The sequence below is a fragment of the Agromyces sp. NPDC057679 genome (assembly GCF_042799635.1).
Taxonomy (GTDB): domain Bacteria; phylum Actinomycetota; class Actinomycetes; order Actinomycetales; family Microbacteriaceae; genus Agromyces.
The window spans coordinates 832,621-852,815 of sequence record NZ_JBHVIK010000002.1 but is presented as its reverse complement, the minus strand read 5'-3'; the positions used below and the strand labels follow the sequence as shown (position 1 = coordinate 852,815).

20 protein-coding genes are annotated in these 20,195 nt (G+C 72.0%); 5 read left to right on the top strand and 15 right to left on the bottom strand.

Features of this window, described 5'->3' with window-relative positions; all coding sequences use genetic code 11:
* Positions 1-47 precede the first annotated feature (47 nt).
* The 6 genes from ACFVAJ_RS10810 to ACFVAJ_RS10785 all read right to left on the bottom strand — a co-directional run bounded on the left by ACFVAJ_RS10810 (position 48) and on the right by ACFVAJ_RS10785 (position 5,393).
* A complete protein-coding gene (locus ACFVAJ_RS10810) occupies positions 48-992 on the bottom strand; it encodes an NAD-dependent epimerase/dehydratase family protein (protein WP_376943949.1) in 945 nt (314 codons plus the stop codon).
* Positions 992-1,543, bottom strand: a complete 552-nt coding sequence (locus ACFVAJ_RS10805) for a dTDP-4-dehydrorhamnose 3,5-epimerase family protein (RefSeq protein WP_376943947.1) — start codon at positions 1,541-1,543, stop codon at positions 992-994. The genes ACFVAJ_RS10810 and ACFVAJ_RS10805 overlap by 1 nt, the downstream gene beginning before the upstream one ends.
* Positions 1,540-2,877 (bottom strand): UDP-glucose dehydrogenase family protein, encoded by a 1,338-nt coding sequence (locus ACFVAJ_RS10800; RefSeq protein ID WP_376943945.1) that lies wholly within the window; start codon positions 2,875-2,877, stop codon positions 1,540-1,542. The genes ACFVAJ_RS10805 and ACFVAJ_RS10800 overlap by 4 nt, the downstream gene beginning before the upstream one ends.
* Positions 2,874-3,965 carry an NAD-dependent epimerase/dehydratase family protein gene (locus tag ACFVAJ_RS10795; RefSeq protein ID WP_376943943.1) on the bottom strand — a complete coding sequence of 364 codons (1,092 nt, stop codon included), beginning with the start codon at positions 3,963-3,965 and terminating at the stop codon, positions 2,874-2,876. The genes ACFVAJ_RS10800 and ACFVAJ_RS10795 overlap by 4 nt, the downstream gene beginning before the upstream one ends.
* Positions 3,962-4,801, bottom strand: a complete 840-nt coding sequence (locus ACFVAJ_RS10790; protein ID WP_376943941.1) for a glucose-1-phosphate cytidylyltransferase — start codon at positions 4,799-4,801, stop codon at positions 3,962-3,964. The genes ACFVAJ_RS10795 and ACFVAJ_RS10790 overlap by 4 nt, the downstream gene beginning before the upstream one ends.
* 91 nt (positions 4,802-4,892) lie before the next feature.
* Positions 4,893-5,393 carry a VanZ family protein gene (locus ACFVAJ_RS10785; RefSeq protein WP_376943939.1) on the bottom strand — a complete coding sequence of 167 codons (501 nt, stop codon included), beginning with the start codon at positions 5,391-5,393 and terminating at the stop codon, positions 4,893-4,895.
* Between the two features lie 109 nt (positions 5,394-5,502).
* Between ACFVAJ_RS10785 and ACFVAJ_RS10780 the strand changes: the two genes are divergently transcribed.
* Complete coding sequence (locus ACFVAJ_RS10780) at positions 5,503-6,672, top strand: DegT/DnrJ/EryC1/StrS family aminotransferase (RefSeq protein ID WP_376943937.1); 1,170 nt, start codon at positions 5,503-5,505, stop codon at positions 6,670-6,672.
* A 45-nt stretch (positions 6,673-6,717) separates the two neighbouring features.
* On the opposite strand, the gene ACFVAJ_RS10775 is transcribed toward ACFVAJ_RS10780, so the two are convergent.
* Both ACFVAJ_RS10775 and ACFVAJ_RS10770 read right to left on the bottom strand, forming a co-directional pair.
* On the bottom strand, positions 6,718-7,842 hold the full coding sequence (locus ACFVAJ_RS10775) for a DegT/DnrJ/EryC1/StrS family aminotransferase (RefSeq protein WP_376943935.1): 1,125 nt from the start codon (positions 7,840-7,842) through the stop codon (positions 6,718-6,720).
* A complete protein-coding gene (locus ACFVAJ_RS10770; RefSeq protein WP_376943933.1) occupies positions 7,839-8,831 on the bottom strand; it encodes an NAD-dependent epimerase/dehydratase family protein in 993 nt (330 codons plus the stop codon). The genes ACFVAJ_RS10775 and ACFVAJ_RS10770 overlap by 4 nt, the downstream gene beginning before the upstream one ends.
* Before the next feature lie 134 nt (positions 8,832-8,965).
* Between ACFVAJ_RS10770 and ACFVAJ_RS10765 the strand changes: the two genes are divergently transcribed.
* Positions 8,966-9,664 (top strand): alpha/beta fold hydrolase, encoded by a 699-nt coding sequence (locus tag ACFVAJ_RS10765; protein ID WP_376943931.1) that lies wholly within the window; start codon positions 8,966-8,968, stop codon positions 9,662-9,664.
* 315 nt (positions 9,665-9,979) lie between these two features.
* Here the strand turns inward: ACFVAJ_RS10765 and ACFVAJ_RS10760 are convergent, their stop codons facing one another.
* The gene (locus ACFVAJ_RS10760) at positions 9,980-10,861 is read right to left on the bottom strand and encodes a neutral zinc metallopeptidase (RefSeq protein ID WP_376943929.1); all 882 of its coding nucleotides are present in this window, start codon (positions 10,859-10,861) and stop codon (positions 9,980-9,982) included.
* Positions 10,862-10,870: 9 nt separating this feature from the next.
* The gene (gene pip / locus ACFVAJ_RS10755) at positions 10,871-11,965 is read right to left on the bottom strand and encodes a prolyl aminopeptidase (RefSeq protein WP_376943927.1); all 1,095 of its coding nucleotides are present in this window, start codon (positions 11,963-11,965) and stop codon (positions 10,871-10,873) included.
* Positions 11,966-12,046: 81 nt separating this feature from the next.
* Between pip and ACFVAJ_RS10750 the strand changes: the two genes are divergently transcribed.
* The 3 genes from ACFVAJ_RS10750 to ACFVAJ_RS10740 all read left to right on the top strand — a co-directional run bounded on the left by ACFVAJ_RS10750 (position 12,047) and on the right by ACFVAJ_RS10740 (position 13,686).
* Complete coding sequence (locus ACFVAJ_RS10750; RefSeq protein WP_376943925.1) at positions 12,047-13,057, top strand: malate dehydrogenase; 1,011 nt, start codon at positions 12,047-12,049, stop codon at positions 13,055-13,057.
* Positions 13,058-13,132: 75 nt separating this feature from the next.
* On the top strand, positions 13,133-13,474 hold the full coding sequence (locus ACFVAJ_RS10745) for an SHOCT domain-containing protein (RefSeq protein WP_376943923.1): 342 nt from the start codon (positions 13,133-13,135) through the stop codon (positions 13,472-13,474).
* A 38-nt stretch (positions 13,475-13,512) separates the two neighbouring features.
* A complete protein-coding gene (locus ACFVAJ_RS10740; RefSeq protein ID WP_376943921.1) occupies positions 13,513-13,686 on the top strand; it encodes an HPP family protein in 174 nt (57 codons plus the stop codon).
* An 8-nt stretch (positions 13,687-13,694) separates the two neighbouring features.
* Here the strand turns inward: ACFVAJ_RS10740 and ACFVAJ_RS10735 are convergent, their stop codons facing one another.
* The 5 genes from ACFVAJ_RS10735 to ACFVAJ_RS10715 all read right to left on the bottom strand — a co-directional run bounded on the left by ACFVAJ_RS10735 (position 13,695) and on the right by ACFVAJ_RS10715 (position 20,086).
* Positions 13,695-14,465: a TetR/AcrR family transcriptional regulator gene (locus tag ACFVAJ_RS10735; RefSeq protein WP_376943919.1), complete on the bottom strand. Its 771-nt coding sequence runs from the start codon at positions 14,463-14,465 to the stop codon at positions 13,695-13,697.
* Between the two features lie 58 nt (positions 14,466-14,523).
* Positions 14,524-15,267, bottom strand: a complete 744-nt coding sequence (locus ACFVAJ_RS10730; protein ID WP_376943917.1) for an alpha/beta hydrolase — start codon at positions 15,265-15,267, stop codon at positions 14,524-14,526.
* Between the two features lie 115 nt (positions 15,268-15,382).
* Complete coding sequence (locus ACFVAJ_RS10725) at positions 15,383-17,500, bottom strand: acyl-CoA dehydrogenase (protein ID WP_376943915.1); 2,118 nt, start codon at positions 17,498-17,500, stop codon at positions 15,383-15,385.
* A gap of 247 nt (positions 17,501-17,747) precedes the next feature.
* Positions 17,748-18,143 carry a hypothetical protein gene (locus tag ACFVAJ_RS10720; RefSeq protein ID WP_376943913.1) on the bottom strand — a complete coding sequence of 132 codons (396 nt, stop codon included), beginning with the start codon at positions 18,141-18,143 and terminating at the stop codon, positions 17,748-17,750.
* Between the two features lie 104 nt (positions 18,144-18,247).
* Complete coding sequence (locus tag ACFVAJ_RS10715; RefSeq protein WP_376943911.1) at positions 18,248-20,086, bottom strand: glycoside hydrolase family 3 protein; 1,839 nt, start codon at positions 20,084-20,086, stop codon at positions 18,248-18,250.
* Between the last annotated feature and the right edge of the window lie 109 nt (positions 20,087-20,195).

Below are 20,195 nucleotides of genomic sequence, written 5' to 3'. Positions count from 1 at the left end.
GATTCCCGCGTCTTCGCGTCCCCCCGAACGGGTGAAGCGGCGCCGGCTCACGAACCGCTCACCGCCATCAGCTGACGGAGGTGCTCGGCGTACTCGTCCCAGTAGGCGGACTCGTTCGCGGCGAACGAGGCCGAGGTGCGGCCGTCGTTCACCACGACGAGCGGCTCTTCGACCGGGGCATCCCACAGCGCCTCGAGCGGGAGGACGCGGCCGAGGCGGACGCCGACGGCCTCGGCCAGGCGCCCGGCGAAGCCGAACTGGCTCTCGATGTACCCGGAGGGCTCGAGCGAGGCGGCCCGCCCGTCCCCTGCGAGGACGAAGGCGGCGTACCGCACGGCGAGCTCCCGCACCGGGATGTTGTCGCGGACGAGGCGCGGAGTGCGCACCACCGGCGTCTCGCCGCGCCCCCAGGCCGTCGCGAGGTGGTTGCCGAAACGGCCCTCCTCGAGCGGTCCGAACGGGTTGGGGATGACGAATCGGTGCACCGGCACCCCCGCGCGGCTTCCGGCCAGACGGAGCCGCTCGTACGCGACGCGCTTCGAGAGCCCGTAGGCCGACACCGCGGCACGGGCCTCCGCCCCGGCGACCGGCCCGGGCTCGTACACGGTCCCCGTGTACACGATCGCGGACCCGGCGTCGGCGGCCGCGGCGAGCTCGGCGTCGAGATCGGCGGTCAGCGCCGCCGCGGCCCCGAGGGCGTCGTAGTCCGGCGAGCGGAAGCCCTCCATCGGGTACCCGTGGTACCCGACGACGTCCGCCCCGACCTCGGCGATGAGCGCCGCGAGCGCCCCGGCCCGGTGCACCGCGCCGGGGTGCAGGGTCACCGAGCCGCCGAGCATGGCGAGCCGATGCGAGCGCACCCCGTCGTACGCCGCCCGGTCCGACCGGATCGCCGCATGCACCTCGATGCCCGCCTCGGCGCAGGCGCGGGCCATCCAGGCACCGCTGAACGAGGTCGCCCCGGTCATCAGCAGCCGAACGGGGCGGGACATCAGTAACCCGACCACTCCGGCCGGTCGGTGCGCGACGCCGCGGCATCCTTCGCACTCGACTCGACGACCGGGATCGGCCAGGCGATCCCGGTCTCCTCGTGCTCGGCGGCGAGCACCCGCTCAGCCGCCGGCCAGTACGCTGCGTCGCTGAAGTAGACCATCTGGCTGTCCGGCAGCAGGCTGAGGTACCCGTGCGCGCACCCGCGCGGGATCAGGATCGCCAGGCCGTTCTCCGGCGTGAGCTCGATCCCGAACCATCGCCCGCGCGCGGGGCTGCCCTCGCGCAGGTCGACGGCGACGTCGAAGACCGCGCCGCGGACGCAGCGCACGAGCTTCTGCTCGCCGTACGGCGCGAGCTGGTAGTGCAGGCCGCGGACGGTCCCCGCCCGCGTGGTCGTCGCGACGTTCGCCTGCACGATCCAGAACCCGTGGCCGACCTCGGCGAGCTCGTCGGCGCTGTAGGCCCGCTCGAACGACCCGCGATCGTCGTGCGCCCGGTGGAAGCCGACGACGACGCACCCCGGGATCGGCGTCTCCTGGACCTCCGTCATGGCGCTCGCACCCCGATCGATCGGTAGCGCACGCCGACCGCGAACCATTCGGGCTCGAACGCGCGCCGCGGATCGAGCACGATCGCCCCGCCGCCGACGAACTCCGGCAGGCGGACGTACTCCCGCCACGGGGTCACGACCACGACGACGTCGGCGGCCCGCGCGGCCTCCTCCCAACGCTCGGCGACCCGCACCGACGGGCCGAACGCCTCGGTGAACGTGCGCGCCGCCATGGGGTCGTGCACCCGCACCGAGGCGGAGCGGTCGAGCAGCCCTCGGACGATCTCCGCCGCCGGCGTCTCGCGGATGTCGTCGGTGCCCGGCTTGAAGGCGAGGCCGAGCACGAGCGCCTCGGCCCCGGCGATCGCGTCGAGTCCGTCGAGCATGGCGTCGAGGCTCGCACGCGGTTGGCGGCGGTTCACCTCGAGGATGGCCGTGGCCATGGCCATGGGCACCCCCAGCTGTCGACCGAACTCGCGGATCGCCTGCACGTCCTTCGGGAAGCAGCTGCCGCCGAACCCCGGTCCCGGCACGAGGTAGCGCTCGATCGGCGGTGCGGCCTTGCCCGGCTGCGGCGCACCGCTCCAGCGGTGATCGGCGAGCACGCCCTGCATCACGACGCGGGGGTCGACGTCTCCCAATGAGGATGCCACGGCGGCGATCTCGTTCGAGGCCGAGATCTGCAGCGCGAGGAAGAGGTTGTTCGCGTACTTGATGAGCTCGGCCGTCGACGTGTTCACCTCGAGTCGAGGCGCCTCGAAGCGCGCGAAGAGCTCCCGCAGCGCGTCGAGTCCCCGCTGGTTCTCGTACCCGAGCACGAGGCGGTCCGGCGTCGAGAAGTCGGCGAGCGCGGAGCCCTCGCGGAGGAACTCCGGCGTCATCCCGAGCCCGTATTCGTCCGGTTCCATGCCCGTGGTCTCCCGGATGACGCGCGGGACGAGTTCGCGGGTGGTCCCCGGGACGACGGTGCTCTTCATGATCACGCTCATCGGGGTCGCGGACCGTCGGAGCGCCAGGGCCGCGAGCTCCACCGCGCTGCGCACCTGGGCGAGGTCGATGCCGTCCGCGGTCGACGGAGTGCCGACGGCGATCAGCACGATGTCGGTCGCGGCGATCTGCTCCACGTCGGGTTCCGCGAATCGGATGCTCTTGGCCAGGAGCATCCGCTCGAGGGCCTCGGCGACCCCGTCCTCGTAGATGTGCGGGCGTCCGGCGTTCAGCCGCTCGACGACCTCGGGGCGGGAGTCGATGCCGAGCACCGTGTGCCCGGCGGCGGCGAGGCCGAGCCCCGTGACGAGCCCGACGTAGCCCGTGCCGATGATCGTGATGTTCATGCCGTCGCCCCGTCGCGCTCGAGCACGAGGTGCGAGAGGAAGCGGGCGATCCCCGCGTCCACCTCGACGCGGGGCTCGTAGCCGAGCACCGCGCGCGCCTTCGAGAGGTCAGGGCACCGACGCTGCGGGTTGCCGGTCAGGTAGTCGGGGTCGTCGGAGATTCGCCGGACGACGGAGCCCCGGTAGCCGAGCAGCTCGGCGGCGACGGCGCGGAATCGCTCGGCGAACGCCTCGACGGAGAGCTCCGGCCGATCGGCCCCGATGTTGAAGCAGTCGTAGCGGCCGTGCGTCAGCGCGAGCAGGTAGCCGACGACGGCGTCGGCGACGTAGCAGAACGTCCGGCTCGGGGCCCCCGACGAGAACAGCTCGAGGTCTTCGCCGGCGAGGACGCGCGCGGCGAGGTCGGCGGGCAGCCGCCGATCCGTCGGGCGCATGCCGGGGCCGAAGTTGTTGAAGGGGCGCACGACGGTGACGGGCATGCCGAACTGCGTGGCGTAGACCCAGCAGAGCGTCTCCCCGATCCGCTTCGATTCGTCATAGCAGGCACGGGGGCCGACGCACGAGACGTTGCCGAGGTAGTCCTCCGGCGTGGGGATCGCCTCCGGCGGGGGATCGCCGTAGATCTCGCTGCTCGAGTAGAAGAGGAAGCCGCCGAGGTCCGCCTCGCGCGCGGCGTCGAGCATCGCCCGCAGCCCCCACACGTTCGCGTCGATCGTCTCGAGCGGGAACTGTCGATACGTGGTCGGCGACGCGATCGAGGCGGCGTGCACGAGGTGCACGCGGCCCCGGAGCTCGGCGAGCCGCCCACGGGCGAACGCGGCGGCATCGCCCACGACGACCTCGAGGCGCGGATTCCGGGCGGCCAGTCGGGCGAGCCAGTGCTCCTCGGAGGCCACCCCGTTGTCGACCGCGATCACGCCCGCGAGACCGAGCTCGGCCGCGTACTCGACGAGGTAGCCCACGAGGTAGTAGCCGAGGAATCCGCCCGCTCCGGTGACCACCACCGTGCTGTCCCTGAGGGCGGCGCGGGAGGTGAAGCGCTCGTGGATCCCGGCGAGGTCCTCCGCCCGGGGATCGACCGGCGTCAACGGGCACCGACCGTGATGCGCAGGGGCCGGTCCGACTCGATCTGGAGCTCCGGGCGCCACGGCGGGTTCGGCCCGTTCGCAAGGGCGTCGAGCTGGTCGCGGTCGCGCTGGGTGTCCATGCAGGCCCAGAATCCTTCGTGCCGGTACATCATGAGCTCGTGGTCCGCGACGAGCGACCGCATCGGCGACTCCTCGAGGACGAGGTCGGGGTCGGACGACAGGTAGGGGGTGAAGCGGCGGTCGAGGAAGAAGAACCCGCCCGAGATCCAGCTGTTCGCGAGCGGCCGTTTCTCGGCGAACGTGGTGACGGCGTCGTTCTTCGCCTTCAGCTCGCCGAAGCGGGAGGGCGGGTGGATCCCGAGCACGGTGCCGATCCTGCCGTGCGAACGGTGGAACGCGAGTTCCGCCCCCAGGTTCGCGTCGGTCAGCCCGTCGCCGTAGGTGAGCGCGAACGTGTCGCAGTCGGCGAGGAATCGGTCGGTCGCGTCGTGCACGCGGTACCCGGTCATGGTCGTCGCTCCGGTGTCCGCGACCGTCACCGACCAGTCCTCCACTCCGTTGGAGTGGAACGTCACGGTTCGCCGGCGCATGTCGACCGTGAAATCGGAGTGGATCTTCTGGTAGTTGAGGAAGTAGTCCTTGATCACCTCGGCCTTGTAACCGGCGCAGATCACGAAGCGGCGGAAGCCGAAGCTCGCGTAGCTGTCCATGATGTGCCACAGGATCGGCTTGCCGCCGACCTCGATCATGGGCTTCGGCAGCAGGTGCGTCTGCTCCCGGAACCTCGTTCCCAGTCCGCCGGCGAGGATGAAGACCGGGACGTCTTCGATGCTCATGGGGGTTCCTCCCGTCATTCCGGGAACGAGCTGAGGATTGCTCGAAATGACTCTGGTGCCGATTATCGTCCGTGCACGCCTGGCGCGCACGTCACCCGTTCGAGGGCGAAATCTCGGCGGGAGGACGCGCCGGTCGACGGCGACGCGGCACGACCGCCCACGCGAGCAGCGCTCCGAGCACGGCTCCCGCCGCATTCGCCGCGACATCCCGGAGACTCGGCGTGCGATCGGGCAGCATCAGCTGCACCGCCTCGGCGAGGAGCGAGAGCGCGGCCGGAGCGAGGACGCCGAGCAGTCGCCGCCCGGTGAGCAGGGTGATCAGGAAGCCGAGCGGGATGAAGACGGCGATGTTCGCGGCCACCTCGATCGCACCGCGGGGCACGCTCGACCAGCCGAGTCCTTCCCTGACGACACCCAACGACGCGTCGAGCGCCGCGCTGGGTGCGCCGGGCACGAGCAGGAACGCCGCGACCGCCACGGCGTACAGCACCAGCCCGACCGCGGCGGTCCGCCGGAGTCGCGACGATCCGGTCGCGCCCCCGTCGCCGACGGGCTCGTCCGGTGCGCCGCTCGCCGGCGTCGCCTCCCCCATCCGTGCAGCGTAGGCCCCGCGGTCGCATGCCGCACCTACCCGTACGGGGGGTCGTCGTCGCCGCGGCGTGCGAGGACGATGGCAGCAGCACGACCCTTTGGAGGCGGCCATGCCCACCGGCACCCGTGACGGACCCTCGCCCGCCCGGCACCCGACCGCGCCGGGTGCCGCCGACTCGGTCCCCTTCCTCGACCTCGCGGCCCAGTTCGAGGAGATCCGCGACGAGCTCGAGCCCGCCCTCCTCGAGGTGCTGCGCACGGCGACGTTCATCGGCGGCCCGAACGTCGCCGCGTTCGAGCGGGCGTACGCGCTGAGCGTCGGGGTCCGCTCCTGCGTGGGCGTCGCGAACGGGACCGATGCGCTCGAGCTCGCCCTCCGGGCGCTCGGCCTCGGCGCCGGCGACGAGGTGGTCCTTCCCGCGAACTCCTTCATCGCCACCGCCGAGGCGGTGGTCCGTGCCGGGGCGACGCCGGTCTTCGCCGACGTGCTGCCCGAGGCGCTGCTCCTCGACCCGGCGAGCGCGACGGCCGCCGTCACGGATCGCACCCGGGCGATCGTCCCCGTGCACCTGTTCGGGCAGGTGGCGCCGATCGAGCGCTACTCGCCGATCGCCGAGGCCTGCGGCGCGGTCGTCGTGGAGGATGCCGCGCAGGCGCAGGGCGCGACGCGGTTCGGCCGCGCGGCGGGCGGGCTCGGCGCGATCGCCGCGACCAGCTTCTACCCCGGCAAGAACCTGGGCGCGGCCGGCGACGGCGGTGCCGTCACCACCGACGACGAGATCCTGGCCGACACGGTGCGCACCCTCGCCGCGCACGGCAGCCGCACGAAGTACGTCCACGAGCTCGTCGGCTTCAACTCCCGGCTCGATGCCCTGCAGGCCGTCGTGCTCGAGGTGAAGCTCCGACGGCTCGCCGAGTGGAACGCCCGCCGTCGTGCCGCCGCCGCGTACTACGGCGAACTGCTGGGCGGAGTCGACGAGGTCGTCCTCCCGACGGTCCTGCCGGGCAACGAGGACGCCTGGCACCTCTACGTCGTCCGCGTCGACGAGCGCGACCGCGTCCTCGGCGAGCTCGCCGCCGCCGGCATCGGCGCCGGCATCCACTACCCCTCGCCGATCCACCGCACGCCCGCGTTCCGCGACCACCCTCGGACCGTGCCGCTCTCCGTGAGCGAGACCGAGGCGCCGCGGCTGCTCTCGCTGCCGATGTCGCCCCACCTCACCAGGGCGCAGCAGGAGCGCGTCGCCGAGGCCCTCGTGGCTGCGGTGCGCGCCGGGTGACGACGACCGGGCCGGGCCGCCCGGCAGGTCGACGGATGTCGCGGCTCACGCGGTCAGGACCGCGATGACCCGATCCTGCTGCGCCTCGGTGAGCTGGTGGAAGAGCGGCAGGATCAGCGTCCGGTCGGTCAGTCGCTCGGTCACCGGCAGTCGACCAGGGGCGACCGCGTCGCGGTACGGCGGCTGCCGGTGAATGGCCATGATGCCCCGCCGCGCCGAGACGTCGCTCGCGGCGAGCGCCTCGAGCAGGCCCTCCCTGGTCCGACCGGATTCGGGGCCGACCTCGAGCCAGCACGACTGGAAGTTGGCCTCGCCCCACTCGGGGTCGCCGACGAGCCGGAGGCCCGGCCGGTCGGCCACCGCGTCCGCGTAGCGTGCGGCGAGCTCGCGACGACGCGCCACGATCTCGGGGAGCCGGCCGAGCTGCACGATCCCGACCGCGGCCTGCAGGTCGGTCATCCGGTAGTTGAAGCCGACCTCCTCGTAGACCTCGAGCGCCGGGAGCACCGAACGGTGACGCTCTGCCGCCGACACGCTCATCGCGTGCTCCCGCAGCCGGCGCGCCCGGTCGGCCCACTCCCTCCGGTCGGTGGTGAGCATCCCGCCCTCCCCGGTCGTCAGGAGCTTGCGGGGATGGAACGACCACGCCGCGACGTCGGCGCCGCGGCCCACCGGCGCGCCGCGGTACGTCGAGCCCGCACCGCAGGCCGCATCCTCGATGAGCACGAGCTCGCGTGGAACGACGGCGCGGATCGCCTCCACGTCGACCGGCACTCCGCCCTGGTCGACCACGATGACGGCCCGCGTGGCCGGGGTCACGGCCGCGGCGACGGTGGCGGCGTCGAGGTTGCCGGTGACGGCGTCGACGTCGGCGAAGACCGGCACGGCGCCCACATACCTGACCGCATTGGCCGTCGCCACGAACGAGAACGAGGGGATCACGACCTCGTCGCCGGGGCCGATCCCGGCGACGACGAGCGCGAGGTGCAGGGCCGTCGTGCAGCTCGTCGTCGCGACCGCGTGATCGGCCTGCATCGCCGCGGCGAATCGCGCCTCGAACTCGGCCACCCTCGGCCCCTGGGCGACCCACCCGCTCGCGATCACCTCCGCGACCGCCGCGATCTCCTCCTCGCCGAGCCACGGGAGCATCACGTTCACGCGGTCGGTCATGAGACGAGTCCGCGTCCGAGCGCGATCTCCTCGCGCAGCGGCCGCCACCACTCGACGAGGCTCCGCAGGCCGTCCTCGAGCCCGACCTGCGCCTCGAAGCCGAGGTCGCGGCGGGCGGCGCCGGTGTCGGCGAGCCGCCGGACCACGCCGTTCACCTCGCGCTCCGGCCCGTGCTCGACCTCGAGGTCGGCGCCCATCACCCGGATCAGCGCCTGCGCGAGCTCGAGCAGGCTCGTCTCCGTCCCGCTCGCGATGTTGTAGACGCCCTCGGTGACGGGGCTCGCGGCGGCGAGGACGTTCGCCCGGGCGACGTCGTCCGTGAAGACGAAGTCCATCGTCTGCCGGCCGTCGCCGAAGACGAGCGGCGGGAGGCCGTCCGCGATCCGCTCCATCCAGCGGACGAGCACCTCGGTGTACAGCCCGTGCACGTCCATCCGCGGGCCGTAGACGTTGAAGTACCGGAGCACGACGAAATCGAGGCCGCGCATCGCACGGAAGCTGCGGATGAGCCCCTCGTTGAACGACTTCGCCGCGCCGTACATGGTGTCGTTGTTGTGGTGATGGTGGCGCTCGCCGGTCGGGAACTCCTCGGCCATGCCGTAGACCGAGGCGCTCGAGGCCGCCACGAGCTTCGAGACGCCCGCGTCCGCGGCGGCCTCGACGACGTTGTAGGTCCCGTCGACGAGCACCTCGAGCGCCAGACGGGGCTCCTCGGCGCACTGGGTGATCCTGATCGCAGCTTCGTGGAACACGAGGTCCCGGCCCCGGGTCACGTCGTGGACGAGGTCCCGATCCCGGATGTCTCCCTCGACGAGGGTGACCCGGCCGGTCGATCTCGCCGCGTCGAGGTTCGCGAGCCTGCCGCGCACCAGGTTGTCGAGCACGACGACCGAGGCGACCCCCTGGTCGAGCAGTCGGTCGACCAGGGTGGATCCGACCGTGCCGGCTCCGCCGGTCACGAGCACGTTCGCCCCTTCGAGTCCTGTCATGACATCCTCCGCTCCAGCGGTCGAGCCATCCCGATGGGCCGATGGTCTCACATCGGGATGCCCCGCGTCTGCCCCAGTTAAGGTGTCGAGCAGCGCCGCCCTCCGGTGTCGGCGGGCGCCGCTAACGTCTGAGCATGGACGTCATCCTCATTCCCGGATTCTGGCTCGATGCCTCCTCCTGGCAGCGAGTGAGCCCGCTCATCGAAGACGCGGGCCACACGGTGCACGCACTCACGTTGCCCGGCCTCGAGTCGCGCGACGCCGAGCGCGCGGGCATCGGGCTTCGCACCCACATCGACGCCGTCGTCGCGGCGGTCGACGCGCTGCCCGGGCCGGTCGTGCTCGTCGGCCATTCCGGCGGGGGCGCGATCGCCCACGGTGTCGCCGACGCCCGCCCCGATCGCATCGCTCGCGTCGTCTACGTCGACGCGGGCCCCCTCGCGCACGGCGACTCCATCAACGACGAGCTGCCGATCGTCGACGGCGAGATCCCGCTCCCCGCCTGGGAGCTCTTCGGCGACGAAGACCTCGTCGACCTCGACGAGACGTTGCGCGCCGAGTTCCGCGCGCGGGCGATCCCCGAGCCGGCCGCGGTCGCCACCGACGGCATCGAGCTCTCCGACGAGCGTCGATACGATGTTCCGGTCACGGTGATCGCCTGCGAGTTCCCGAGCGCGATGCTGACCGAGTGGATCGCCGGCGAGGTGCCCTTCACCCGCGAGCTCGCGAAGGTGAAGCACGTCGACTACATCGATCTGCCGACCGGCCACTGGCCCCAGTTCACGAAGCCCGTGCAGCTCGGCCAGGCGATCACGGCGGCGATCAGCGCGTAGGGCGCGGCACGAGGGCGGCGGCCGACGCGTCGAGCGGGTCTCCCGCCCGAGCGTCGGCCGGCGCCTCGCGCGGCGCACCCCGCCCGGCTCCGGCCCGCGCCTCCGCGTACCAGTGGTCCACGCCCCTGGGGCAGCTGCACGCGAGCGCGACGGTCTCCTCGATCGTCACCGCGCGGAAGAACTCGCGGTGCGGAACCGGAACAGCACGTCGTCGTCGCATGGCTCGGATCTCCCGTCGGACGCGCTCATGGCGTCCCTCACCAGAAGAGACCGGCCGACGTCCCGATCATGACGCGGATCGCCGGAATCGTCGCCTCAGAGCTGCGAACCCGACACCGAGAAGGTGTCGCACGCCGCGGCGCCCTGCTCGAAACCGGTCTCGAACCAGCGCACGCGCTGCTCGCTCGTGCCGTGCGTGAAGGTGTGCGGGTTCACCTGCCCCTGCGCGGCCTGCTGGATCCGGTCGTCGCCGACGGCGGCGGCGGCGCTCAGCGCGTCGCGGTACTGGGACTGGCTGATCGGCTGGAGGAAGGGCACGCCGTTGTCGTCGGGGACCGTCGAGGCGTCCGCCGCCCACGCCCCCGCGAAGCAGTCGGCCTGCAGCTCGACGCGCACCGCGTTCGAGGCCGGCCCGGTCTGCCCGTCCTGCGCGCGCTCGAGGATGCCGAGCACGTTCTGCACGTGATGGCCCCACTCGTGGGCGACGACGTACATCTCGGCCAGCGGACCGCCGTTCGAGCCGAAGCGCTGGCGCAGCTCGTCGTAGAACGTCACGTCGATGTAGATGGTCTGGTCGGGCGGGCAGTAGAACGGACCCGTCGCCGAGGAGGCGTTGCCGCACCCCGTCGTCGTGGCCTGGTCGAAGAGGATGAACCCCTGCGGACCGGCGTAGGCGAAGTCGAGCTCCGCCGACTCCCGCTCCCAGTACTCCTCGAGCGACGCCGAGGCGCCCTTCATGCGGCACTCGACGTCCTCGTTCGCATCGGCGCCCGTCTGGCACTGCTCGAGTGACGAGTCGCTCGCCGCCGGCGCCCCGCCGCCGCCAGAGCCGAGCAGCCCGGTGAGATCGACGCCGAGGAACTGGGAGAGCACGAAGAGCGCGATGACGCCCAGGCCGCCGCCGACGGCGATGCCCGTGTTGCGTCCGCGCTTCGAGGCCTTGCCGCCGCTGATGTCCGCGTCGGGATTGAAGGTCATGGCCCGACGCTACTCCGACTCGGCGTCGGCGGGGTCATCCGGCCCGGCGTCCGACGCGTCCGACGCGTCATCCGCGTCATCCGGGTCATCCGCAGGAGCTTCACCCTCGGCCGGGTTCTCGCGATCGGCGCGCTCGGTGACCGCCGACTCCTCCGCGAAGCGGTCGGTGGCCGTGATGAGCGCATCGAGGATGCCGGGTTCGTCGAAGGCGTGCCCGGCGTCGTCGACGATGGTGAACTCCGCCTCGGGCCAGGCGCGGTGCAGGTCCCAGGCGGTCATCACGGGCGTGCACATGTCGTAACGGCCCTGCACGATCACCGCGGGGATGTCGCGGAGGCGCGAGGCATCCCGGATGAGCTGCCCCTCCTCCCACCAGCCGCCGTGGCGGAAGTAGTGGTTCTCGATGCGCGCGAACGCCGCCGCGTACTCGGGTGCGGTGAAGCGGGCGATGGTCTCGGCCTGCGGCAGCAGGGTGATCGTCGAGGACTCCCAGCGCGACCACGCGATCGCGGCGGGCTCGTAGACGAGCGGGTCGGGGTCGGTGAGGAGCCGGCCGTACGCCTCGATGAGGTGCGCGCGATCGGCCGGCGGCACGGGGGCGAGGAACTCCTCCCAGAGGTCGGGGAAGATCGCCGAGGCCCCGCCCTCGTAGAACCAGTCGAGCTCCTGCCTGCGCAGGGTGAAGATGCCGCGCAGCACCATCTCGGTCACCCGCTCGGGGTGCGTCTGCGCGTAGGCGAGGGCGAGCGCGCTCCCCCACGAGCCGCCGAACACCTGCCAGCGGTCGATGCCGAGGTGCCCGCGAAGTCGCTCCATGTCGGCGACGAGATGCCAGGTGGTGTTGGCCGAGAGGTCGGCCTCGGGCTCGGAGGCGTGCGGGATGGAGAAGCCGCAGCCGCGCTGGTCGAACAGCACGATCCGGTAGCGCTCGGGGTCGAACAGGCGTCGGTGCGACGGGCTGGTGCCTCCCCCGGGGCCCCCGTGCAGGAACACGACGGGTTTGCCCTCGCGGTTGCCCGACACCTCCCAGTAGATGTGCTGGCCGTCCCCCACGTCGAGCATGCCGGTCTCCAGCGGCTCGATCTCCGGATACATCTCTCGCATGCGGGCAACGCTAGCGAGCACCGGATGCCGCACCCCGGCGCCGCGCCGCAGGGCACCCGCGGTCGCGGCTAGGCTCGAACCATGGCAGCGAAGAAGCCGGTCACCGTCACGCTCACGGGCGCGGGCGGCCAGATCGGGTACGCACTCCTGTTCCGCATCGCCTCCGGGGCGATGCTCGGCCCCGACACCCCGGTGCGGCTGCACCTGCTCGAGATCCCGCAGGGCGTGCGGGCGGCCGAGGGCGCCGCCCTCGAACTGCAGGACTCCGCGTTCCCGCTGCTGCACAGCGTCGAGGTCTTCGACGACGCGAGGGCCGCGTTCGAGGGGACGAACGTCGCACTGCTCGTGGGGGCGCGACCGCGCACGGCCGGCATGGAGCGCGGCGACCTCCTCGCCGCGAACGGCGGCATCTTCGGCCCGCAGGGTGCGGCGATCAACGCGGGCGCCGCCGACGACATCCGGGTCGTCGTCGTCGGCAATCCGGCGAACACGAACGCGCTCATCGCGTCGTCGCACGCTCCGGATGTCCCGGCCGAGCGCTTCACCGCGCTCACGCGCCTCGACCACAACCGGGCGCTCGGTCAGCTCGCCGCGACCGTCGAGTCGCCGGTCCACGAGCTCCGCGGCGTGACGATCTGGGGCAATCACTCGGCGACCCAGTTCCCCGACCTCGCGCACGCGACGGCGGCAGGCGACTCGGTGCCGGCGCTGCTCACGGCGCGCCTGGGCGCCGACGGCTACCGGGCGTGGCTCGTCGAGGAGTTCGTCCCGCGCGTCGCCAAGCGCGGCGCCGAGATCATCGAGGTGCGCGGCTCGTCGTCGGTGGCGTCGGCCGCCTCGGCGACCATCGACCACATGCGGGACTGGGTGCTTGGCACCCCGCACGGCTGGACGAGCGCAGCCGTCGTCTCCGACGGCTCGTACGACGTGCCCGACGGGCTCATCTCCTCGTTCCCGGTCGAGTCGGTCGACGGCGCGTGGCGCATCGTGCCCGGCCTCGCCGTCGACGAGTTCGCGCGCGGGCGCATCGCCGCATCCGTCGCCGAGCTCGAGGAGGAACGGTCGGCGGTGCGCGAGCTCGGGCTCATCTGACCCGGCTCTTCCCTCCGTCCGCCGACGGCCCCTAGGCTGAGCCCACCCATCCGTCGAGCCGCTGTCAGGATCCCCGTGGACGAACCCTTCCTGCCCTCCCCCGTCGCACCCGACCCGTTCATGGCCGCCTCCGGCGCCTTCGGCACCGTGTTCGTGCTCGCCTGCCTGATCGTCGCCGGCGGAATCGTCGTGTCGATCGTGCTGGCGATCCGTAATTACAACAAGGCCCGCTCGGCCGGGCACGACCCCTTCACGCTGCAGACCGACCTCGCGACCCGTGCGCTCGACAGCGAGCTGCTCGCACCGAAGCAGACGCTCGAGCAGCGGCTCGCGGAGCTCGACGACCTCGCGAACCGCGGGGTCATCACCGGCGAGGAACGCGCCGCCGCCCGCGCCGATCTGCTCGCCGGCAGGTGAGCCGCGAGGGTCGGCGACCGGCCTCCTAGACTGGGGACATGGCCGAATCCCCCTCGCCCGCAGCCCGCCGCAAGCAGATCATCGTCGGCCTCGTCGTCGGCCTGCTGGTGGGCGTGGGCGTCAGCCTCTGGACCGGGTTCTGGCTGTGGCTCGCCGCGGGCGCGGTCGTCGGCGTCGTCGCCGGCCTGTTGATGCGCCCGCCGGCCGAGTAGCCTCACCGCTACGCCGTCTCGCGCAGGCTCGACCGCACGTACACCTCGATGCCGTCGATGAGGCGGGCGAGCCCGAACTCGAACGCATCGTTCGGCGCGCTCACGACCGCGCCGGCCGCCTGGCCGACCCGGCCGGAGACGGGGTAGCGATCGGGGTCCATGATGCGATCGAGCAGCGGCGCATTGCGGGCCCACCAGTCGTCGTCGGTCTCGGCCGAGCTCCGCTGCAGCCGCTCGGCGTCGAGGTGCGACCGCGCCGGTCCGGCGACGAAGCCGAGCAGCAGCGTGAGCACGCGGTCGAGGTCGACGTCGTCGAGCCCGAAGCCGTCGAGCGTGCGCAGGCACCACTCCCAGTGGTCGGAGATGTGCGGGCCGAGCGGCGGGCGGCTGGTGTCGATCTCGAGCAGCCAGGGGTGCCGCAGGTACTCGTCCCACTGGAGTCGGGCGATCAGCGCGAGCCGCTCGCGCAGGCCGCCGCGGGGGCGCGGCAGCGGCACCTCGCCCGCGACGTGGTCGACCATGAGGTCGATGAGCTCGGCGCGGCCGGGCACGTAGGTGTAGACCGACATGGGCTTGAGTCCGAGCCGGTCGGCGACGCGGCGCATCGAGAGCGCCTCGATGCCCTCGTCGTCGGCGAGGCGGATGGCCGCTGCGAGCACCTCGTCGATGCTCGAGCTCTGCTTCGGTCCGCGGCTGCCGACGGGGCGGCCGAGCCGCTCGCGCCAGAGCAGTCGGAGCGTCAGGTCGGGCTCGTCGAGCCCGGTCGTGTCAGCGGCCATGCGGGCCAGCCTACAATCCGCGTACGGGTCACGATGTTCATCGCCGCGCGGGATCGCTTCAGCCGATGAACGCGGCGACCGCCGCCGCGATCTCGCGCCGCACCTCGGCGTCGTCGCGGGTCGAGACGCCGTCGCCGGGCTGCACGCCGTAGTCGCCGAAGTCGGCGTGGTTCACGCCCTCGAGCTCCACGAACTCGGCGTCGGCGGGCAGCAGGTGCGCCGCCCCCGCGACCTTCTCGGGCGTCGAGAGCCCGTCGTTCGAACCCGCGACGCTGAGCACCGCGGGCCCCGATTCCGCGAGGTCGTCCGCGCAGTACGAGCCGAACAGCACAAGCCCGACCACCGGCTCGTCACTCGCGCCGCTCGCGCCGTCGGCGGCGAGCTGGCAGGCCCGCACCCCGCCGAGCGAGTGCCCGCCGACGTACCAGTCGTCGACGCCCGGCGCGAGCGCCGTGAACGTCGACAGGGGGCGCTGATCGAAGAAGGCGAGGTTCAGCGTCGGCTTCGTGATGACGACGGTGAAGCCGGATGCCTCGGCGACCCCCGAGAGCTTGTACAGGTAGGCGTACGGGTCGACCTTCGCCCCCGGGATGAACACGAGCCCTTCGCCGGTGGCGCCCTCGACGGGCTCGATCACGATTCCCGTCTCGGTGGAGGTGATCTCGACGGCGTCGTCGCGCCAGGCCTCGAGCGCCTCGGGCCGTTCACCCTGCATCACCGTGTGGGCGTAGGCCAGGAACACGACGATGAGCAGGGCGATCACCGAGGCGACGGCGATGAGGATCCGGATGGCACGCGACATGCGTCCAAGTCTGCCGTCCGGCGGATGCTCCGGGCGACCGAGGCCGCGAACGACGCGAGGCCGGGGCATCCTCGATTCGAATGCCCCGGCCCCACTACCGACCCTGCGGCCGTCGCTACTTCTTCTTCTTCGACTTCGCCTTCTCGGGCACGGGCAGCGTGCCCGCGCGGCGCTGCTCGTCGAAGTACGCGCGCGCCTCGTCCTGTCGCTCCTGCTCGATGCCGGTCGCGATCGTCGCGCGCAGGTGCTCGGGTGCGAAGCCGAACGCGTCGACGAGGTCCTGCGCGTGCGGGCGCAGGCGCTCGATCAGCCGGTCGATGTAGGCCGTCACCGACTGCGCCCGCTGGGGCGAGAGGCGGCCGTTCATCAGGTACCAGGCCGCGTGCTTCTCGATCAGGCCGAGGCCGAACAGGTCGCGAACCCAGGTCAGCACCTGCTTGGTGCCCGGGTCGGAGACCTTCGCGAGGCCGCGCGTGAACGCCTCCCACTGCAGCAGCTCGCCGTGCGCACGGGCCGCCTCGATGAGCTCGTTCTGGTTGCGGTTGAACGCGGCCGCGGCGTCGGCCTTCGGCAGCTTGCGCGCGTCGCGCAGGCGGCCCGCGATCTCGGCGATCATCGTCTCGACGCGGTCGGTGAGCAGCTCGCGCTGCGACTTCTCGTCGCGGAGCTCGCTCACCGAGCGGGCGGTCGAGCCGAAGTCGGCGATGGTCTGGGCCAGGCGTCGAAGGCCGGTGCCGTGGTAGGCGCGCTCGGCGGTCTGCGCGACCACGTAGCGGGCCATCGCGCCGGCGTCGGCGTCCTTGAACTGCTTCGAGAAGTCGGTGAGCAGGCGCTTGGCGACGAGCTGCAGCAGCACGTTGTTGTCGCCCTCGAACGTCACGTAGACGTCGAGGTCCTGACGGAGGCCGACGAGGCGGTTCTCGGCGATGAAGCCGGCGCCGCCGCAGGCCTCGCGCGCCTCCTGGAGTGTGTCGAGGGCGTGCCAGGTCGACAGCGGCTTCAGGGCGGCCGCGATGGTCTCGAGGTCCTGGCGGTCGTCGTCGGTGTCGGCCTTGCCGCTGAACACCGCGTCGAACTTCACGAGGAACTCGTCGTGCGCGAAGACCTGCGCGTACGTCGTCGCGAGGCGCGGGAGGAGTCGGCGCTGGTGACGCTGGTAGTCGAGCAGCACCTCTTCGTCGGTGTCGCTCGACGCCGTGAACTGGCGGCGCTGGTTGCCGTAGGTGATCGCGATCGTGAGGCCCATGGCGCTCGCGACGGTCGAGGCGCCGTCGAGCGAGACGCGGCCCTGCACGAGCGTGCCGAGCATCGTGAAGAAGCGGCGGCCGGGGCTCTCGATCGGCGAGGAGTAGGTGCCGTCGGGCGCGACGTCGCCGTAGCGGTTCAGCAGGTTCTCGCGTGGGATGCGCACGTTCGTGAAGTGCAGCCGGCCGTTGTCGATGCCGTTGAGGCCGCCCTTCAGCCCGTCGTCCTCGCCGCCGACGCCCGGGAGGAACTCGCCCTCGTCGTCGCGGATCGGCACGTAGAAGCAGTGCACGCCGTGGTTGACGCCCTTGGTGACGAGCTGCGCGAAGACGGTCGCGTGCTTGCCGTGGAGCCCGGCGTTGCCGAGGAACTCCTTCCACGCCGCACGGAACGGCGTGTGGATGACGAACTCCTGCGTCTCCTCGTCGTACGTCGCCGTCGTCGCGATCGCCGCGACGTCGGAGCCATGCCCGATCTCGGTCATCGCGAAGGCGCCGGGCACCTCGAGCGACATGATCGCGGGCAGCCACTTCTCGTGGTGCGGCGCAGTGCCGAGGTGCAGCACCGCGGCGCCGAAGAGGCCCCACTGCACGCCCGACTTGATCTGCAGGCTCGGGTCGGCGATGACGAGCTCTTCGAAGGCGGCGATGTTGCCGCCGTGGTCGTCGAGGCCGCCGAGCGACTTCGGGTACGCCCGCTGGATGGCGCCCTGGTCGACGAGGATCTTCAGCTGACCGAGCACGCGCTCGCGGTGCTCGGCCATCGAGAGCCCGTCGATGCGCTGCAGCTCGGGCTGGGCGGCGCGCTCGCGCGCCGCGAGGCGCACCTCGGGCCAGGTTCCCAGGAGCTGGCGGCCCAGCGAGGCGACGTCGATCCGGGGCGAGGATGCCTCGGTGCCGGCCGGCTTGGCGGCCGTCTGGGGGGTCGGGGCGGCGGCGCGCGTCGGCGCGGGAGTCTGCTTCGCGGTGCGGGGTGCCGTGTCAACCATCGTCGGTCTCGTCCTTCGTCTGCGGTCCGGCGCGTGCGGTGCGCGCCTCATTCCACGGTAGGACGGTGCCCCGCTTGCCCGAAACAGTGCGTCCGGCCCCTACAAACCCGAGCGGAGGGCACTCGGAAGCGACTGTGCGCCCTCTACAAAGACGAGCGGCGCGAGCATTGGAGCATCCACAAGCGACCTCACGGACGTCGCATCAGCCGAGGAGGTCGCGAAAGCCGCGACCGCCGACTGCCGCGACTCAGTCGCGGAAGAACTCGTTCGCCCGCCCGGTCCAGAGCAGCGCGATGACGACCACCGAGACCGCGGCGCTGAAGTACTCGCCGATCGCCCCCGGCGGGTAGGTGATCGCGAAGAAGATGCTGGCGCCGATCGAGAGCACCTGGAACACGGTGATCACGAGGCGCGCCCCCGAGCTGCCGCGCAGGAGGCCGACGCCGACGATCATGACGATGGCGCCGATCAGGATCGACACGATGGCCGAGGTGATGAGCTGGCTCGCCCCGCCGAACGCCTCGACGGTCGAGGCGACGCTCGTCTGGAAGAGGAGGATGCTGCCGCCGATGATGTCCAGCAGGCCCGAGATCCAGGTGAGCACGGCGACGATCGTCACCCCGGCGGGTCGTTTCGCGGTCATGGCGCGATGCTAGCCCCGTGTGCGGCGAAGCGCACCGCGAACCGTCGCAATCGGCGAGATCCGGTCATGAAGATCGACCGATTGCGACGGTTCGGATGCCGGGCTCAACCCTCGTAGCGGAGACCGTACCCGTGCGGGAAGAGCGGGTCGACGGTGTCGAAGGGCACGTCGGGGCGGCTCGCCTCGACCGCCGCCATGGTGCGCGGGAGGTCGAACGGCAGGCGACCCTGGGGCGCGGCGGCCCCGGTCAGCACATCGAGCAGCGCCCGGTCGCTCGCGCCCCAGTTGCCCGTGAGCGCCGCGAGCTCGTCGACGATCGGCGTGAGGATCGCCGGACGGTCGAGGAACACGTCGACGACGGTCGGCACCGCGGCGGCGATCTCACGGACGTGCGCGAGGTGCTCCTCGGGGAAGTCGAGCGACCCCGAGTGGAAGAAGTTCTCGAAGAAGGTCGGGCGCTCCTCGAACGGCGCGGCGACACGCAGGATCGCGACATCGGCCTCGGCCGGGCTCGCGACGATGTCGCCGTACTCGCCCGCGACCTCGGGCGCGACGCCCTCGACGTAGAGCTTCAGCCCGCGACCGAGCGGCAGCGTGGGCGCGGCAGCGCCCGTGGCATCCGTGCGCTCGCGATTGACGAGCAGGGTGATCGCGGCGCGCTGCGCCGCCTCGCCCGCCGCGACGAACTCCGCGGAGCCGACGACGCGCTTCGCGCGCTCGACGTCGACGAAGCGGTGGTCGAAGAGCCCCAGCACGAACTTCTCGCGGAGCAGGCGCCTGGCCGAGGCATCCACCCGCTCCTCGGTGATCTCGCCGTCGCGCACGAGCTCGATGAGGAGCTCGGGGCATGCCTCGCCGCCGAACTGGTCGCAGCCGGCATCGATGACCTTCTTCACGCGCTCGCGCGGGCTCAGGTGCTCGACGCCCCAGGCGCGGGCCGGGAACGGCTCGCCCAGGATCTCGTCGTCGGTGATGAGACCCCAGTCGGTGCAGACGATGCCGTCGAAGCCGTAGCGCTCGCGCAGCAGCCCGGTCACGACCGACTTGTTGAAGCCGAAGCCGACCTCCTCGAACTCCGTGCCGACGGGCATGCCGTAGTACGGCATGATCTGGCTGGTGCCGGCCTCGAAGGCCGCCTCGAACGGCTTCAGGTGCAGCTCGAACTCGCCGCCGGGGTAGACCTGCTCGCGCCCGTGGCCGAAGTGGGGGTCCTCGCCGTCCTGCTGGGGGCCGCCGCCCGGGAAGTGCTTCGTCATCGTCGCGACCGATTCGTGGCCGAGGGTCTCGCCCTGGAAGCCGCGGATGTAGGCGGCGCCGAGCCGCGAGGCGAGCTCGACGTCCTCGCCGAAGGTCTGCAGGGCCCGCGACCAGCGCGGCTCGGTCGCGAGGTCGATCTGCGGGTGCAGGGCGACGCGGATGCCGACGGCGGTGTACTCCTGGCGGGCGATGTCGGCGAAGCGCTCGACCGTCGCCTCGTCGCCGATCGCGGCGAGGCCCATCGGCTCGGGCCACACCGAGAAGGCGCCGGCGAACAGCGTGGCGAGCGGGTTGTCGCTGTACGAGTTGCGCGGGTCGCTCGAGATCGTCACCGGGATGCCGAGGCGCGTCTGTGCGGCGAGCTCCTGCAGCCGGTTGTGCCACTCGGCGAAGGCGCCCGGGTCGGCGGGCGCCTGGTGGATGTTGAAGTGGTTCAGCTTGAGCCCGTTGACGAACTCGTCGGTCGAACCGCCGCCGGCGATGCCGCCCTCCTCGGCGAGGGTGCCGTCGGGGTTGATGCCGATGACCGTCTGGAAGAAGAGGCCCGCCTTCTCCTCGAGCGTCATCTGCGAGAGCAGGATCTCGACGCGCTCGGCGACCGGCAGGCCCGCGTCGAGGTAGCGCGTGTCGATGGGGGCGGTGTCATCGGCGGATGCCGCGGCATCCCTGTTCTGCAGATCGGTCATGCCGGCACTCCTTCATGCTTCGGGCTGGGATGCCGCCGCGCGGCGGCATGCTCCGATCATAAACCGAACGGCATTCGGGATTGAAGTCGCACGACCGATTCCCGGCTCT